Genomic DNA, 17686 nt, shown 5'->3' on the forward strand with positions numbered 1-17686 from the left:
AGGGAGCAGGGCGTTGAACTGGGCATTCGCCGTAATCGGATTCATCGTGGGCGGCATCGCTGCCCTGATCGGGGATTTCTCGGCTGCAAGCGGCTCGCTGCTCGGGGCCGCCGCCGGGTTCTGGGTCGGGCACACGCTGCGGCAACGCAAGCGGCAGAACCCACGCGCCGCGCCCGATGCGTTCGCGATCTCCGCGACGCCGCCGCCTACCCCGCTACCGCTCGGCGAGCGTGTCGCGCGCCTCGAAGCAACGGTCGACACGCTCACGCGCGAACTCGACGCACTACGCGCCCAACTGGCGGGCGCGAAGGCCGGCGCGGCGACCGCCGGCGGCATCGCGCCAACGGCTTCGGCCGACGCCTCCGCCGCGCCGCTGCCGGCGCACGTCCCGGCCACGCCCACGCAACAACCTGTCGCCGCGCGGGCCGACACACCGGCATCCACTTCGACGCCGGCACCTGCCGCGGCACCCGCACCGGCAAGCGCAGCGAGCACCACCGCTGCGTCTACCGACGCTAACGCCGCCGCACCCGCCGCCCCGATCCGCACTGCCCCGCCCGGACCGCCCGCCCCGCGCGAGCCCGGCCTCGCCGAACGCGCGTTCGGCGCCGCCCGCGACTGGCTGCTCGGCGGCAACACGGTCGTGCGTGTCGGGATCATCGTGCTGTTCTTCGGCGTCGCGTTCCTGCTCAAGTACGCGGCCGACAACGACATGCTGCCGATCGAATTCCGCCTCGCGGGCACGGCGCTCGCCGCGGCCGCGCTGCTCGCGATCGGCTGGCGCGTGCGGGCGCGCCGCGCCGCGTACGGGCTCGTGCTGCAAGGCGGCGGCGTCGGCATCCTGTACCTGACGATCTTCGCCGCGACCAAGCTGTATGCGCTGCTGCCCGTCGGCGCCGCGTTCCCGCTGATGGTCGCGGTCTGCGCGCTGAGCGCGTTCCTCGCGGTGCGGCAGAACGCGCTGCCGCTCGCGTTCATGGGCAGCGCGGGCGGCTTCCTCGCACCGATCCTGCTGTCGACCGGCCAGGGCAACCATGTCGCGCTGTTCAGCTACTACGCACTGCTGAACGCGGGCATCTTCGCGATCGCGTGGTTCAAGGCCTGGCGCCCGCTGAACCTGCTCGGCTTCGTGTTCACGTTCACGATCGGCGCCGCGTGGGGCGTAACGGCCTATCGCCCCGCGCTGTTCGCGAGCACCGAGCCGTTCCTGATCCTGTTCTTCCTGATGTATGTCGGCATCGCGCTGCTGTATGCGGTGAAACGCGAACTCGCGCTGCGGCACTACGTGGACGGCACGCTCGTGTTCGGCACGCCGATCGTCGCGACCGCGCTGCAGGCGTCGCTCGTGAAAGGCATGCCGTTCGGGCTCGCATGGAGCGCGGTCGCGCTGTCGGCGTTCTACGTCGCGGTCGCCGCCTGGCTCGCGCGGCGCCGCGACCGCCTCGGGCTGCTGTTCGAATCGATGCTCGCGCTCGCAGTCATCTTCGCGACGCTCGCGGTGCCGCTCGCGTTCTCGGGGCCGACGACCAGCGCCGCGTGGGCCATCGAAGGCGCGGCCGTCGTATGGCTCGGCGTGCGCCAGAAGCGCCTGCTCGCGTTCGGCTTCGGGCTGCTGATGCAGGTCGCCGCGGCCGGCGCGTTCTTCACGAGCCTGCTCGGGCCGGCCGACACGACCGCGCTGCCGGTGCTCAACAGCCCATACATCGCGATGCTGCTGATCGCGCTCGCCGGCCTGTTCACCGGCTGGTGGCTGCACGGGCGCGGCGAAGCCCGCGCGTGGCACGCATGGATGCCGGAGATCGGCGTCGCGGCCGCCGCGTGGGGGCTGCTGTGGTGGGTCAGCGGCGGGCTGCACGAGATCCTGCTGTATGCGAGCCGTCACGTCGACCTGCATGCCGACCGTTTCGTCGTCGATACGACCGCGCTGTTCGCGGCCGGTACCGCATGGCTCGCGCACGTCGCGCGCCGCCGTCTCGCGTGGCCGCTCGCCGAATGGCCCGCGCTCGCGCTCACGCCGGTGCTGGCGCTGCTCGCGCTGCGCGCGTTCGATGCGCATGAAGCGCCGCTGTCGGGCATGGGCGCGTTCGCGTGGCCCGTGGCCGTCGGTGCGGGGTTTGCGCTGCTGTGGCGCCAGTCGCGCGGCACGAACGGCGCCACCGATGCGAACGGCGCGGCGCCCGCCGTCGCAGCGCGCATCCTCGCGCCGCTGCATACGCTGACGTTCTGGACCGTGTGCGGGCTGCTGTCGCTCGAAGGTTTCTGGCGCCTGCGCGCGTTCGTCCCGGAAGGCGCATGGAGCTGGAGCGCATGGGCGTACGGCTTCGGCGCGCTGCTCCTGCTCGTGTCGGGCCCGGGCTCCCGCCTGCGCTGGCCCGTCGCGGCGTTTCCGCGCGCCTACCAGGTGTGGGGGGCCGCGCCGCTCGCCGCGCTGCTGTGGCTGTGGAGCGTCGCCAGCACGGTCAGCGACGGCGACGCAGCGCCGCTCTTCTGGCTGCCGCTGCTCAATCCGCTCGACATCGCGCAAGGTCTCGTCTTCGTCGCCTTCATCACGTGGCTGCGTCGCCTGAAAACGCTCGGCATCGCGTGGCATCCGCGCGTCGTCGACTATCTGGCGATCGCGACCGTGTTCCTGTGGTTCAACGCGCTGATGCTGCGCACGCTGCATCACCGCTTCCACTTCGGCTACGACATCCACACCGTGCTGTCGTCGTTCGGCATCCAGCAGGTGTTCATGGTCGGCTGGAGCCTGTTCGCGTTCGCCGGGATGTGGCTGACGCGCCGCGACGGCATCGCCCGCCTCTGCGCATTCGCGTCGCTGCCGCTGATCGTCGTGATGTGGGCGTGGACGTTCTACGCGAACTTCACGCAGGACGGCGGAAGCTGGGCGCGCGTGCCGCTGTTCAATCCGCTCGATCTCGTGCTCGCGGTCGTCTATGCGCTCGCCGCGTCGTGGTTCGTGCGCGCGCGCAAGCTCGGCTGGTCGTTCGATGCGTATCGCGTGGAGCTGCTGAGTGCGGCCGGCGCGACCGGGTTCCTGTGGCTGAACGCGATCCTGCTGCGCACGCTGCATCACTGGGCCGGCGTGCCGTACGAATTCGGCGCGATGGCCGAATCGACGCTCGTGCAGGCGTCGGTGTCCGTGTACTGGACGGTCTGCGCGCTCGCGATCACGATCTGGGCGACGCGCCGCGGGCTGCGACCGCTGTGGTTCGTCGGCGCCGCGCTGCTCGCGCTCACGGTCGTCAAGCTGTTCCTGTTCGACCTGTCGCACGTCACCGGCATCGAGCGCATCGTGTCGTTCATCGGCATCGGCGTGCTGCTGCTGTTGATCGGCTATTTCTCGCCGCTGCCGCCGAAGGCCGCCGCGCAACAGGACGGCCAGCCATGAAACGACGCGCCGCCCTGCTCGGGCTCAGCCTCCTCGCGTCGGTCGCGGCGGCCGACGGCGCACCGAACGCCGGACGCGTCACGCAGCGCTTCGCACTCGACCTCGACGGCAGCGCCGCGTATTACCAACTCACCGTGCCGCAGCCCGTGTATGCGGCGAGCCGGCGCGACGATCTTGGCGACGTGCGCATCTTCAACGGCGCGGGCGAGCCGGTGCCGTATTCGCTCGACGCGCCCGCGGCGGCCGCCGTGCCGCCGTCGCGTATGCCGGTGCACTGGTTCCCGCTGCCGCCCGCGCGCGCCGAGAACGGCAACGCGCCGCTCGGCGTGACGGTCGGCCCGGACGGCGCGCTGCGCGCGGCCGTCGCGACGCCTTCGCGCGTCGGGCGCGGCGCGGATCTCGTCGACCTGTCGCATACCGACGGCAGCATCGACGCGCTGCTCGTGCACGTGGACGACGACAGCTACCAGGGGCGTGTGTCCGTCGAGGCCAGCGACGACCTGCGCAGCTGGCGGCCGCTCGGCAGCACGCAGCTACTGAAGGTCGGCCGCGGCAACGACATGCTGGTGCAGGAGCGCATCGCACTCGATGGCGCGGCGCCGCGCTACCTGCGGCTGGACTGGCTCGACGGCGCACCGGCGATCGCGTCGGTCGACGTCGAGACGCATCCGCGCGATGCACGCGGCACCGACACGGCATCCGTGCCGCGCCAGTGGCGCGACGCCGTGCGGACCCGCGCCGGCGGTGCGCCGGGCGAGTATCTGTTCGACACCGACGGCGCGTATCCGGTCGACCGCGTGCGCATCGACCTGCCGCAGCCGAACACCGTCGCGCGCGCGACGCTGCAAAGCCGTGCCGATGCGCAGGCGCCGTGGCGCGACGTCGCGGCCGCCGTGCTGTTCCGGTTGCAGGGCAAGGGCGGCGAGCAGCGCAATCCGCCGCTCGAGTTCGCGGCGAATACGGATCGCGCGTGGCGCATCGTCGTCGACATGCGTAACGGCGGGCTCGGCGGCGGCCAGCCGGCGGTCGCGATCGGCTGGCATCCGGCCGCGCTGACCTTCGTCGCGCGCGGCACGCCGCCGTTTACGCTAGGCGTCGGCGACGCGTCGCTCGTGTCGTCGGCCGTGAGCCGCGACGCGCTGCTGGTCGGCATGGTGCCCGAAGTGCGGCCCGCCCGCGTCGGCGCGGCGCTGCCCGTATCGGCGGTCGCGCCGGCCGCAGCCGCCGATGCGGATGCCGGGCGTCGCTACGTGCTGTGGGGCGCGCTGATCGTTGCGGTCGGCGTGCTCGGCACGATCGCATGGCGCCTCGCGAAAGGCGGCGGCGACACGCGCGGCCGCGACGAGTGACGTCGACACGTGTTTGCATGCCGCTTGACGCCCCGTTCGCGTTCGTCGAACAGGTTCGTTCTTTGGGTCATCGCCACGCGCGATCATCGCGCCGATTCATCGAGTGGCTCGCCTTCTGCCTTTGCGTAAAGACCACGCAACGAGCCAGCCGCACGAGCCGGAATCCGCCCGCCGCTATCGCGCCACGAAGCGGCCGTGCTGACGCGGCCGCCACGGCGACGACCGGCAACTGGCCGCGCCGGCCGCGCGACGCGCGGCGAAACGCCCGGTGCGACGCAGGCCCGCATCGCGCCGGGCCATCGCGACGACGCGCGGCGCCCACGCATGCATCACACGCCGCACGGCCGCCACACGCGCCGCCAGCCGCGACGCCGGCGACACGCGGCGCGCGACACGTGCAACGGGCCGCTTGCAGAGGATCGCGCTGTCGTAGCGCTTGCCGGCGAAGCGCATCACGTCGATCACCTCGAAACCCTGTGCGCCGTAGAACGCCAGCAGGTGCGCAGCCGGATGCGGCGTATCCAGCGCGAGCAGCGCATAGCCGCGCGACGCGGCCCACTGCTCGGCGAACGACAGCAGCAACGCGCCGATTCCGCGGCTCTGGCAAGCCGGGTCCACCGCCACCTGGCGCACGCTCGCGACGCCTTCGCGCCGGTACAGCAGGCAGGCCGACGACGGATCGGTCGCATACAGCGTGGCCGTACCGACGACACGCCCGCCGCACCCGGCGACATAGCACTCGCCCGCTTCCGCGCGGCGACGCGTGACGTCTTCGTCCTGATCGACGCACGTGCAGTTGAGCCCCATTGCACCGAGCCGCGCGAACGCACGATGCAGCATCGGCGTGAGTTGGGCATAGCTGTCGAATGCCGGATCGAAACGCCGGACGATCACCCGATCGGCGCACCCGGAAGGCGGCGCGGCAGGGGTGCGTTCGGCGATCGCGTTCCAGGGTATCGACATGGCCATGCTCCGTGGTGAAGATGCACGAAGTCTAGGAGCGCGCCGGTGGCCGTCGCAAGAAAAAATGTCGTAAAAATCCTGCGGGTAACGCGGCTGCCGGCGGCGACGAGTACGGTGCGTTCCGATGCCGTGCGCACGTCGTGGCGAACGCCTCGAAGCACCGATCGTTGCTCGCGCAAGCAACGCGTCACGCAATGAAGTCGAACGGTGATGTCCCTACCCGGCGCGCACGCCGTTGACACGTACCGCCCCGCGCTCCAGACTCGCGGCTCCGTCACCGCATCGCGAGCGCCCATGATCACCTGCTTCCTTCGCTACGTCGTCGATCCGTACAAACTCGTCGAATTCGAAACCTACGGCAAGATGTGGATTCCGCTCGTCGAGCAGTTCGGCGGCACGCATCACGGCTACTTCCTGCCGTCCGAAGGGGCGAGCAACATCGCGCTCGCGATGTTCTCGTTCCCGAGCCTCGCCGAATACGAGCGCTACCGCGAACGCTCGAAGGACGATCCGGCCTGCCAGGCCGCGTTCCGCTACGCGGAGGACACGCGCTGCATCGTCAGCTACGAGCGCAGCTTCTTCCGGCCGGTGTTCGAGTAACGAGCCGCGTCGCCGCGCATCGCGCCCCGTTTTCCGGCCGAGGACGAAAAAAAGCCCCGCCTGCATCCGCGCGGCGGGGCCAACCCATGTCAGTAGAGACATCATGGAGGAGACGGGCCCATCTTATCGAGCCCGACGCACCGCCCCAACCAAGCATTTCTGCTATCTATCTGCGGGGCCGCGCACACGATTGCGTCGCCGCACGGCATATCGATAGAACGAAAAGTCGTTTTCAGAGTGGCGACAGGGTCGTTACCATCTGGTTTTAAGCCTGTGCTTAGCCGGGCAAGCCAATCCCAGGAGCGCCCCTTGACTGCATTCGATCAACACCGCCGCCCGTTCGTCGTCGGCATCGGCGGGACCACCCGAGCCGCGTCGTCCACCGAACGCGCGCTGTCGTTCGCACTGCGCGGCGCGCAAGCCGCCGGCGCACGCACGCGCCTGTTCGACGGCCCGTTCCTGCATACGCTGCCGCACTATGCACCCGAACACAAGACGCTGACCGACGCGCAGCGCGAGCTGATCGACGCCGTGCGCCAGGCCGACGCGATCATCATCGCGACGCCCGGCTATCACGGCGGCGTGTCCGGTCTCGTGAAGAACGCACTCGACACGCTCGAGGAACTGCGCGCGGACGAACGCCCGTATCTCGACGGCCGCGCGGTCGGCCTGATCGTCACCGCGTACGGCTGGCAGGCGGCCGGCACCGTGCTGACGTCGCTGCGCTCGATCGTGCATGCGCTGCGCGGCTGGCCGACGCCGTTCGGCGCCACCGTCAACACGCTGGAAACGCGCTTCGAAAGCGCCGACAGCTGCTCGGATCCGAAGGTCGTCGCGCAACTCGAGACGGTCGGCACGCAAGCGGCCGAATTCGCGCTCGCGTTCGCGTCGCATCGGGCGGCCTCGCATGCGGCATCGGTCGATGCGCTCGCGCCCGTGCTGAAGGTCGCCAACCACTAACCTCCGCATTCCGCCGCGCGCCCTCGGTCGACAGGATTCGACGAGGGCGCGCGGCGCGTCTACCGACGCGTCGCGATGTACCGGGCGCGTCATCGCTCCATCCGTAAGTAGTATTCCCGCACACCGCTCCGATAACGATTCAGCCCGCCGCGTGATTTGCATTGGCCGAAAGATTGGTTCACGTAGCCGGCCGGTTTTCGTACGCTGAAAGTCCGAACTTTTTCCGCGCACGCCATGAACCGTACGATCCGCTACAAGGGCTATGAAGTCGCTCCCGCTGCCGCCCGGTTGCCGAACGGGCTGTTCGCCGCCAACCTGACGATCGAACGCGCGAGCGGCGGCCCGTCGCCGCGCTCCGTGTCGTTCGACGCAATCGATTTCTTCTTCGAGGAAGAGCACGCCCTCGCGTACGCATCGCGCTGGGGCCGCCTCTGGGTCGACACGAACGCGTGACACGCGCGGGGCCCGCGTGCACATGGCCGCCCGAAAATACGCGATGACGGAAGCTGTGCAAGAATCTTTCGATCCGTAATCGCATAACAATAGCCATGACCGACACGCTGCAGGAAGAGCATGCAGCCGCAGATCACGCGATGCGCAACTGGACCTTCGAGAGGCAAGGTCCGGTCCGGATCGGTTCCGATGCGCACAAGCAGATGTTCTGTCGGATGCTGCTCGACACACACAACCCGTACAAGCCGGCGGTCATCGACTGGCCGGCGCTCCAGCCGGCCGAACTCCGGCGGCTCACGTCACTGCCGATCTGGGACATCGCGGTGCAGACCGAAGGCCGCGCGTCGATCCGCGTGGCGACCTACGCCGCGACGGTCGACGATCCGCTGCTGCGCCGCGCGCTCGAGATGGACGGCGGCGAGGAAGCCCGCCACAAGGTCGTGCTGTCGAAGCTCGTCGAGGCGTACGGCATCCGGCTCGCACCCGAGCCGGCCTACCCGGCGCCGACCGACCCCGAATGGTCGTGGATGATGACGGGCTTCAGCGAATGCATCGACAGCTTTTTCGCGTTCGGCCTGTTCCGCTCCGCGCAGCGCTCCGGTTACTTCCCGCCCGAACTCGTCGAGACCTTCGAGCCCGTGATCCAGGAAGAAGGCCGCCACATCCTGTTCTTCGTGAACTGGTACGCGTGGTACTGGCGCACCATGCCGTGGTGGCGCCGGCCGTGGTTCTTCGCACGCGTCGCGGCCGTGTGGGTGCAACTGATCCGCGACCGCATGAACATCGCGCGCGGCATCGATGCCGACGGCGCCGCGCGTGACGCGAATTTTCCGGCGACCGGCACCGCCGACATCGGCGATGCGCTGAACCCGCGCGAGCTGATCGAGCTGTGTCTCGTGGAGAACGACCGGCGGATGGCCGGTTACGACGAGCGCCTGCTGCGGCCGATGTTCGTGCCGCGGATGGCGCGGTTCGCGCTGCGGTTTCTGAAGAAGTAAAGTCGGGCGCTTGCCGCGAGTCAGGCGGCAAGCGGTAGGCCGCCGGGCGCTCCACGCCCGTGGGCCGAATGTGGCGCGCTCGATACATTTCATCCATCCCTATTTTTCTCGATGCGCCGGCACACCGGCGGCATGATGGGCAAATTGCCGCCTCCCGGATCTGACATTCAGGCACCCCGCCCCGGCCGCCGATCCGCACGCTTTGACGCCCTGTTCAACACCACGCGAAACCCCTGCCGCGAGCGCGCCCGCTCGACTTCCGGCATGCGCGCCGATTCCGCCTTAACGCCGATGTCGGCGCGATCGTCAATAGGACAAAACCGATAAATTGATGCGGATTGTTTCATCTGGCGCCCTGTAGCATTTTTTTACAACTTCGATGGGCCGGGCGCCCGGAACGCCCGTCAGACGGGCCACTGCGCCGGGCGAGATGCGCAAATCAGCACAACTCCATACGCTCCATATCGAATGAATTTTATTTTCAGATAATCATTAAATTCGAATACAAACTCAATTCGATTAAAAACACCGGCGAGTCGAAAACATGGCGCACGCATTATCTCCCCATGCGCCAATCAACATTACAAAAGTGAAAGACTGCGTCGACGCGCAAACGTTTGCTATTTCATTTGTCTTACTTTTCGACCGATCAAGAGTGTTACCTACCGCACAAAACTCACATAAGCTATTGATTTTTATACACAAACAACGCCGCCTCGGGGAAAATTCAAACCCTACACGACACATTCTTACATCTTTCAAATTCATTCTTCTCAAACACATCAAAACGCGACGTATTAACCATTCTTTAACTTTTAAAACACTTTATTTATCACTGTTTGTCAATCTAAAAAATACACCTCCAATAAACTCCGCCCATCAATTTTGAGATTCGCGCGAGCGCACGGAGTAATCCTCTAACAAAGAGACCGGTGTGTGGCGTGCACATTTGGAGGTAGCAGGGCATGAACCGCACATACCGCTCGATCTGGAACGAAGCTCTTGGCGCCTGGGTCGCGGCATCTGAACACGATTCGGCACGGGGCAAGCCGAACAAGTCGGCTGTCGTGGTCGCAGCCGTCGCAGCGCTGGCGATCAGCCTGCCCGGGTTGGCCGAAGCCAATACGCTCAACACACAGCAAACCTGCGTCACGGGAAGCAACAGCGCGGTCGGCCGCGTCAACCCGGGCGGTACGCAAAACCAGGCCGGCGACGGCTCCGGGACGTATTCGGTCGTAGCCGGCTGTAACTCCAACGGCAACGGCTGGACTGGCGTCACGGTATATGGCTCGTTCGCGCAGGCGACCGGCAACGGCGCTGTCGCCAACGGCATGCAGTCGTCGGCGGGCCTGTGGGGCGTCGCGGCCGGCCTCGAAACTACCGCCAGCGGCGCCGGCGCGACCGCACTCGGCTTCGGCTCGACTGCGAACGCGCTGAACTCCGTCGCGATCGGCGGCGCGGGTGGCAACGGAACGACGCCGCTGTCGCAGGCAAACTCGACCATCGCATCGGGCGCGGGCGCAGTCGCCATCGGCAGCAACGCAACGAAGGGTGCGCAGTCCGCCGCGTCGGACGGTATCGCGATCGGCGGTCAATCGTCCGTCGCATCGACCGCCACGTCGGGTATCGCAGTGGGCCGCGGTGCAACCGTCAGCGGCGCGTACGGCATCGCGCAAGGCGATGGTGCGACGGCAAGCGGCGCCTCGTCGGTCGCCCTGGGTCAATCGGCAACCGCCGGTTCGAATGGGGGCACGGGCGGCGGCATCGCAATCGGCAGCAGCGCGAATGCAGGCACCGCTTCTTCGGGCACCACAATCGCAATCGGGAACGGTGCAACCGCGACGTCGCCGACGGGTTCCGGCGATTCGCTGGCATTCGGCACAAGTGCGTCGGCCACGGGGTTAGACTCGACGGCGATCGGCGCCCAAACTACCGCCAACGGCACGAACACGATCGCCATCGGCAACAACGGCACGCTCGCCACCGGCACGGGGGCGCAAGTCGTCGGCGTCGGCTCGACGGCAAGCGGCACGAACGCGACGACGTTCGGCACGGGTTCAACGGCGACGGGTACCGGTGCGCTTGCGCTCGGCGCAGGCAGCAACGCGAAGTATGCTTCGAGCGTCGCGCTCGGCGCGGGAAGCGTCACCGGTACGGCCGCGCCGACCGGAACGGGCTATCTGACGGGCAGCGCCGCGCCGCTTTCGGAAGTGTCGGTCGGCAGCTCGAGCGCACTGCGCCGCATCACGAATGTCGCCGACGGCTCGGCGCTGCAAGACGCCGTCACCGTCGCGCAGCTCAGCACCGGCATGAGCACGACCACGAGCGCGATCGGCAGCCTGTCGACGTCGGCGTCGACGGGTCTTTCGTCGGCCAATAGCTCGATCTCGTCGCTGTCGACTTCGACTTCGACCGGCATCAATTCGCTTTCCACCGGCCTCAGCTCGGCAAACAGCTCGGTTGCGTCGCTTTCGACCTCCACGTCGACGGGTCTGTCGTCGGCTAATAGCTCGATCACTTCGCTGTCCACGTCGACTTCGACCGGCATCAACTCGCTGTCGACTGGTCTCAGCTCGGCTAACAGCTCGGTGACGTCACTTTCGACTTCCACGTCGACGGGTCTGTCGTCGGCCAACAGCTCGATCTCGTCGCTGTCGACCTCGACTTCGACGGGCATCAACTCGCTGTCGACCGGCCTCAGCTCGGCAAACAGCTCGGTGACGTCGCTTTCGACTTCTACGTCGACGGGTCTGTCGTCGGCTAACAGCTCCATCACTTCGCTGTCGACGTCGACTTCGACCGGTATCAACTCGCTGTCGACCGGCCTCAGCTCGGCAAACAGCTCGGTGACGTCGCTTTCGACTTCTACGTCGACGGGTCTGTCGTCGGCTAACAGCTCCATCACTTCGCTGTCGACGTCGACTTCGACCGGTATCAACTCGTTGTCGACCGGCCTCAGCTCGGCAAACAGCTCGGTGACGTCGCTTTCGACTTCCACGTCGACGGGCCTGTCGTCGGCTAACAGCTCGATCACTTCGCTCTCCACCTCCACTTCGACGGGCATCAACTCGCTGTCGACCGGCCTCAGCTCGGCAAACAGTTCGGTGACGTCACTTTCGACTTCCACGTCGACGGGTCTGTCGTCGGCCAACAGCTCGATCACGTCGCTGTCGACGTCGACTTCGACCGGCATCAACTCGCTGTCGACTGGCCTCAGCTCGGCTAACAGCTCGGTCACGTCGCTTTCGTCTTCCACGTCGACGGGCCTGTCGTCGGCTAACAGCTCGATCACTTCGCTCTCCACCTCCACTTCGACGGGCATCAACTCGCTGTCGACCGGCCTCAGCTCGGCAAACAGTTCGGTGACGTCACTTTCGACTTCCACGTCGACGGGTCTGTCGTCGGCTAACAGCTCGATCACCTCGCTGTCGACGTCGACTTCGACCGGCATCAACTCGCTGTCGACTGGCCTCAGCACGGTCTCGACGAAGACAGACAACCTGGGTAGCAGCACCGCGTCGGCACTTGGCGGTGGTTCGACGTACGACCCGACGACGGGCAAGGTCTCGGCTCCGGCGTACACCACGTACAACGCGAACGGCACGACATCGACGGCCAACAGCGTAGGCTCGGCGATCAACAACATCAACAGCCAGGGCATCAAGTACTTCCACGCGAACTCGACCGGCGCCGACAGCACCGCGACGGGCACCGACGCCGTCGCCATCGGCACCGGCGCTGTCGCCGGCACGAACAACTCCGTCGCGCTCGGCGCGAACGCGAAGACCGCTCCGGCCAATCCCACGAGCAGCGCGACCGTCAACGGCGTGACGTTCGGCGGATTTGCCGGCGCCACGCCGGTCGGCACCGTCAGCGTCGGCGACCTCAACAAGGAACGGCAGATCACCAACGTCGCTGCCGGCCAAGTGACCCAGACCAGTACCGACGCGATCAACGGCAGCCAGCTTTATTCCGTCGCCCAACAAGTCGGTACCGCGACCAGCGCCATTTCGTCGCTGTCGACGTCGACTTCGACGGGTCTTTCGTCGGCCAATAGCTCGATCACGTCGCTGTCAACCTCGACCTCGACGGGTCTTTCGTCGGCCAACAGCTCGATCACCTCGCTGTCGACTTCGACCTCGACGGGTCTTTCGTCGGCCAATAGCTCGATCACGTCGCTGTCGACCTCGACTTCGACGGGTCTGTCGTCCGCTAACAGCTCGATCACCTCGCTGTCGACTTCCACTTCGACCGGCTTGTCGTCGGCCAACAGCTCGATCACCTCGCTGTCGACTTCCACTTCGACCGGCTTGTCGTCGGCCAACAGCTCGATCACCTCGCTGTCGACTTCGACTTCGACGGGCCTGTCGTCGGCTAATAGCTCGATCACGTCGCTCTCGACTTCGACGTCGACCGGTCTTTCGTCGGCTAACAGCTCGATCACGTCACTGTCGACTTCGACCTCGACGGGTCTGTCGTCGGCCAACAGCTCGATCACCTCGCTGTCGACTTCGACCTCGACGGGTCTGTCGTCGGCCAACAGCTCGATCACCTCGCTGTCGACTTCGACTTCGACGGGTCTTTCGTCCGCCAACAGCTCGATCACGTCACTGTCGACCTCGACTTCGACGGGTCTGTCGTCCGCTAACAGCTCGATCACCTCGCTGTCGACATCGACTTCGACCGGCTTGTCGTCGGCCAACAGCTCGATCACCTCGCTGTCGACTTCGACCTCGACGGGTCTGTCGTCGGCCAACAGCTCGATCACCTCGCTGTCGACTTCGACCTCGACGGGTCTGTCGTCGGCCAACAGCTCGATCACCTCGCTGTCGACTTCGACCTCGACGGGTATCAATTCGCTGTCGACGGGCCTCAGCTCGACCAATAGCTCGGTGACGTCGCTGTCGACCTCCACGTCGACCGGCCTGTCGTCCGCGAACAGCTCGATCACGTCTCTGTCGACCTCGACCTCGACCGGCTTGTCCTCCGCGAACAGCTCGATCACCTCGCTGTCGACCTCGACTTCGACGGGGCTGTCGTCGGCTAACAGCTCCATCACGTCGCTCTCGACCTCGACGTCGACCGGTCTGTCGTCGGCAAATAGCTCCATCACGTCGCTGTCGACCTCGACCTCGACCGGCTTGTCCTCCGCGAACAGCTCGATCACGTCTCTGTCGACCTCCACGTCGACCGGCCTGTCGTCCGCGAACAGCTCGATCACGTCCCTGTCGACCTCGACCTCGACCGGCTTGTCCTCCGCGAACAGCTCGATCACCTCGCTGTCGACCTCGACTTCGACGGGGCTGTCGTCGGCTAACAGCTCCATCACGTCGTTGTCGACTTCGACGTCGACCGGTCTGTCGTCCGCGAACAGCTCGATCACGTCTCTGTCGACCTCGACCTCGACCGGCTTGTCCTCCGCGAACAGCTCGATCACCTCGCTGTCGACCTCGACTTCGACGGGGCTGTCGTCGGCTAACAGCTCCATCACGTCGCTCTCGACCTCGACTTCGACGGGCCTTTCGTCGGCTAACAGCTCGATCACCTCGCTGTCGACTTCGACTTCGACTGGCTTGTCGTCGGCTAACAGCTCGATCACGTCGTTGTCGACTTCGACCTCGACTGGTCTGTCGTCCGCGAACAGCTCGATCACTTCGCTGTCCACCTCGACCTCGACTGGCTTGTCGTCGGCCAATAGCTCGATCACGTCACTCTCCACTTCGACTTCGACGGGTCTGTCGTCGGCTAACAGCTCGATCACGTCCCTCTCGACTTCGACGTCGACCGGTCTGTCGTCGGCCAACAGCTCGATCACCTCGCTGTCGACCTCGACCTCGACCGGCCTCTCGTCCGCGAATAGCTCGATCACGTCGCTGTCCACGTCGACTTCGACCGGCATCAACTCGCTGTCCACCGGCCTGAGCACTACGAACAGCTCGGTGTCGTCGCTGTCGACCTCCACGTCGACGGGCCTGTCCTCGGCCAACAGTTCGATCACGTCCCTGTCGACCTCGACTTCGACGGGTCTCTCGTCAGCCAACAGCTCGATCACCTCGCTGTCGACTTCGACCTCGACCGGCATCAACTCGCTGTCGACCGGCCTGAGCTCGACCAACAGCTCGGTGACGTCGCTGTCGACCTCGACGTCGACGGGCCTGTCGTCGGCCAACAGCTCGATCAGCTCCCTGTCGACCTCGACCTCGACCGGCCTGTCGTCCGCGAACAGCTCGATCACGTCCCTGTCGACTTCGACCTCGACCGGCATCAACTCGCTGTCCACGGGCCTGAGCAGCACGAACAGCACGATCCTGTCGCTGTCGACCTCGACGTCGACCGGCATCGGCTCGCTGTCCACCGGCCTGAGCAGCACGAACAGCTCGGTGACTTCGCTGTCCACGTCCACCTCGACCGCCATCAACGCCGCGAAGACGCACTACTACAGCGTCAACGACAACGGCGTGCAGCAAGCCAACTACGCGAACGACGGCGCCACGGGCACCAACGCCCTCGCCGCCGGCGTGAACGCCAGCGCGGCGGGCGCCAGCAGCGTGGCAGTCGGCGACGGCTCGAACGCGCAGACGGCAGGCGCGGTCGCGATCGGCCAGAACGCGTCGGCAACGGGCGGCAAGGCGGTATCGATCGGCTCCGGCAACACGGCATCCGGCGATGGCGCGGTCGCGATCGGCGATCCGAACGTGGCGACGGGCACCGGCGCCGTGGCGATGGGTGCGAACAATACGGCGACCGGCGACGGCGCGGTGTCGCTCGGCAACCAGAACACGGCAACCGGCGCCAGCGCGCTCGCCCTCGGCAGCGCGAACCAGGCCACCGCGGACAACACGATCGCGCTGGGCAGCCAGGCCACGGCCAGCGCCACCGGCGCACAGGCCTACGGCTCGGCCGCCAAGGCCACGGCCGCCGACGCGCTCGCGTTCGGCACGAACGCGCAAGCGAACGTCGCGAACTCGATCGCACTCGGCGCGAACTCGGTCACGGCCGCGGCCGTCGGCACGTCGAGCGCCACGATCGGCGGCGTCACGTATCCGTTCGCGGGCGGCTCGCCGGTCGGCGTGGTGAGCGTCGGCGCACCGGGCCAGGAACGCCAGATCACGAACGTCGCCGCGGGCCGGATCTCGGCCACCAGCACGGACGCGATCAACGGCAGCCAGCTGAACGCGACGAACAACGCGATCAACACGCTGTCGACGTCCACCGCGTCGAACGTCGCGTCGCTGTCGACCGGCATCAACTCGCTGTCGACCGGCCTGAGCGCGACCAACAGCAACGTGGCGTCGCTGTCCACGTCGACCTCGACCGCGATCAACTCGCTGTCGACGGGCCTCAGCACGACGAACAGCAACGTCACGTCGCTGTCCACGTCGACCTCGACCGGCATCGGCTCGCTGTCGACCGGCCTGAGTTCGACCAACAGCACGGTGGCTTCGCTGTCGACCGGGGTGACGAACCTCGGCGATCAAGTGAGCCAGTTGTCGACGACGATCAACAACAACACGACGCGTACGGCAAACAACAACGGCGTCGCCGCCGACCTGAACGGCAAGGGCAACGACCTTCCGGTGGTCACGGCCGGCTCGAACTCGGTGGCGATCGGCGCGGCGTCGAACGACGGCGGCCGCTCGAACGTGGTGTCGGTCGGCAACGACCAGCAGCAGCGCCAGATCACGAACGTCGCGCCGGGTACGCAAGGCACCGACGCGGTGAACGTGAACCAGCTGACGCAGGTGCAGACGACGCTGTCGACGGCACTGTCGGGCCAGCAGGCGCAGATCAACTCGCTGGGTTCGCAACTGCAGCAGACCGACCAGATGGCGAAGCAGGGTATCGCGGCCGTCGGCGCGATGGCGTCGATCCCTCAGCTCGATCGCGACGCCAACTTCGGGATGGGCGTGGGCACGTCGACCTTCCTCGGCCAGAAGGCGATGGCGGTCAGCATGCAGGCGCGTATCACGGAGAACCTGAAGGCGTCGGTCAACGGCGGCTTCAGCGGCGGTCAGAAGGTGATCGGCGCCGGCATGCTGTACCAGTGGAAGTAACGCGTCGCGCCGCCCGGCCGTCCGGCTCGCCAGCCGGGCGGCCGACTGCTCCGACGGCAGGACGAGCCCGCTGCGCACCGCGCGGCGGGCCTCGGTCAACTCAAGTTTTAAGGACGTCACCGTGAACAAACTCGCTCTTGCGCTCGCGTTTTCCGCAACGGCCCTCGCCGCGTGCTCGACTGCATCCGGCCCGACCTTCAGCGCCTCCGAACTGCAACCGCGCGACGGCGTGCGCACCTTCCAGGTGGACTGCCACGGCCTGCTGTCGGGCCCGCAGACCTGCATGAAGGCTGCTCGCAAGATCTGCGGCGACGAGCCCGTGCGCGCCGTCGACTCGGCCCGCGCGCTGCGCGACCAATCCGATCCGGCCACGCTGGTGTTCCAGTGCGGCGCCGCGCCCGCCGAAGCGGCTTCGGCCGCCACACCCGCACCCGCTGCCGCCGTCGTCGAACGCGTGAACCTGTCGGGCGACGCGCTGTTCGCGACCGACCACGCGACGCTCGCGCCGACCGCGCGCGAATCGCTGGATCGGCTGCTGAGCGAACGCGCCGACCGCACGTACTCGCTGGTGACGGTCACCGGCTTTACCGACTCGGTGGGCAGCGACGACTACAACCTCGCGCTGTCGAAGCGCCGCGCCGAATCGGTCGCCGCCTATCTGAAGGCGCACGGGCTGAAGACCGACTCGATGACGGTCTCGGGGCGCGGCAAGGCCGATCCGGTCGCCTCCAACGCGACGCCGGAAGGCCGCGCCAGCAACCGCCGCGTCGAAATCCGGTTGCAGCACTGACCCGCCCGCGGCCGCCCATGCGGCCGCCGATCCGGCAGGCCGCCCGCGCCGCGCCGGAATGCCGCCGGACCACCGGGCGCCGCAACGCCGGCGCCCGCTCCCGTTGGCCGGCGGGCTATGTCAAAGTTCGT

The 17686-nt window shown here is 67.1% G+C and carries 9 protein-coding genes; 8 read left to right on the forward strand and 1 reads right to left on the reverse strand.

The genetic code is table 11. The features are described from left to right. Nucleotides 1-13 precede the first annotated feature (13 nt). Together HWX14_RS35285 and HWX14_RS35290 are read left to right on the forward strand one after the other, a co-directional pair. Complete coding sequence (locus tag HWX14_RS35285) at nucleotides 14-3388, forward strand: DUF2339 domain-containing protein (protein ID WP_175886658.1); 3375 nt, start codon at nucleotides 14-16, stop codon at nucleotides 3386-3388. Then, complete coding sequence (locus tag HWX14_RS35290) at nucleotides 3385-4737, forward strand: DUF3999 domain-containing protein (protein WP_175886659.1); 1353 nt, start codon at nucleotides 3385-3387, stop codon at nucleotides 4735-4737. Before HWX14_RS35285 ends, HWX14_RS35290 begins: the two co-directional genes overlap by 4 nt. Nucleotides 4738-4911: 174 nt before the next feature. Here HWX14_RS35290 and HWX14_RS35295 read toward each other — a convergent pair whose 3' ends face one another. Further along, entirely contained in the window at nucleotides 4912-5700 is a 789-nt protein-coding gene (locus HWX14_RS35295) for a GNAT family N-acetyltransferase (protein ID WP_175886660.1), read from the reverse strand. 294 nt (nucleotides 5701-5994) lie between these two features. Between HWX14_RS35295 and HWX14_RS35300 the strand changes: the two genes are divergently transcribed. The 6 genes from HWX14_RS35300 to HWX14_RS35325 all read left to right on the forward strand — a co-directional run bounded on the left by HWX14_RS35300 (nucleotide 5995) and on the right by HWX14_RS35325 (nucleotide 17555). After that, nucleotides 5995-6300 (forward strand): NIPSNAP family protein, encoded by a 306-nt coding sequence (locus tag HWX14_RS35300; protein WP_175886661.1) that lies wholly within the window; start codon nucleotides 5995-5997, stop codon nucleotides 6298-6300. Nucleotides 6301-6609: 309 nt separating this feature from the next. After that, the gene (locus tag HWX14_RS35305) at nucleotides 6610-7260 is read left to right on the forward strand and encodes an NAD(P)H-dependent oxidoreductase (RefSeq protein ID WP_175886662.1); all 651 of its coding nucleotides are present in this window, start codon (nucleotides 6610-6612) and stop codon (nucleotides 7258-7260) included. Between the two features lie 234 nt (nucleotides 7261-7494). Continuing rightward, nucleotides 7495-7713, forward strand: a complete 219-nt coding sequence (locus tag HWX14_RS35310; protein WP_006480563.1) for a hypothetical protein — start codon at nucleotides 7495-7497, stop codon at nucleotides 7711-7713. 95 nt (nucleotides 7714-7808) lie between these two features. Next, nucleotides 7809-8711 (forward strand): ferritin-like domain-containing protein, encoded by a 903-nt coding sequence (locus HWX14_RS35315; protein WP_175886663.1) that lies wholly within the window; start codon nucleotides 7809-7811, stop codon nucleotides 8709-8711. Nucleotides 8712-9676: 965 nt separating this feature from the next. Continuing rightward, nucleotides 9677-16765, forward strand: a complete 7089-nt coding sequence (locus tag HWX14_RS35320) for a YadA-like family protein (RefSeq protein WP_175886727.1) — start codon at nucleotides 9677-9679, stop codon at nucleotides 16763-16765. 121 nt (nucleotides 16766-16886) lie between these two features. Then, nucleotides 16887-17555, forward strand: a complete 669-nt coding sequence (locus HWX14_RS35325) for an OmpA family protein (RefSeq protein WP_175886664.1) — start codon at nucleotides 16887-16889, stop codon at nucleotides 17553-17555. Nucleotides 17556-17686: the final 131 nt, after the last annotated feature.

Source organism: Burkholderia sp. BCC0044, assembly GCF_902832955.1.
Lineage (GTDB): Bacteria > Pseudomonadota > Gammaproteobacteria > Burkholderiales > Burkholderiaceae > Burkholderia.

Excerpts from the sequence above, each read along its gene's own strand:
- HWX14_RS35310 (WP_006480563.1), top strand. The coding sequence starts at position 7,495 with ATGAACCGTACGATCCGCTACAAGGGCTATGAAGTCGCTCCCGCTGCC.
- HWX14_RS35300 (WP_175886661.1), top strand. The coding sequence starts at position 5,995 with ATGATCACCTGCTTCCTTCGCTACGTCGTCGATCCGTACAAACTCGTC.
- HWX14_RS35320 (WP_175886727.1), top strand. The coding sequence starts at position 9,677 with ATGAACCGCACATACCGCTCGATCTGGAACGAAGCTCTTGGCGCCTGG.
- HWX14_RS35290 (WP_175886659.1), top strand. The coding sequence starts at position 3,385 with ATGAAACGACGCGCCGCCCTGCTCGGGCTCAGCCTCCTCGCGTCGGTC.
- HWX14_RS35295 (WP_175886660.1), bottom strand. The coding sequence starts at position 5,700 with ATGTCGATACCCTGGAACGCGATCGCCGAACGCACCCCTGCCGCGCCG.
- HWX14_RS35315 (WP_175886663.1), top strand. The coding sequence starts at position 7,809 with ATGACCGACACGCTGCAGGAAGAGCATGCAGCCGCAGATCACGCGATG.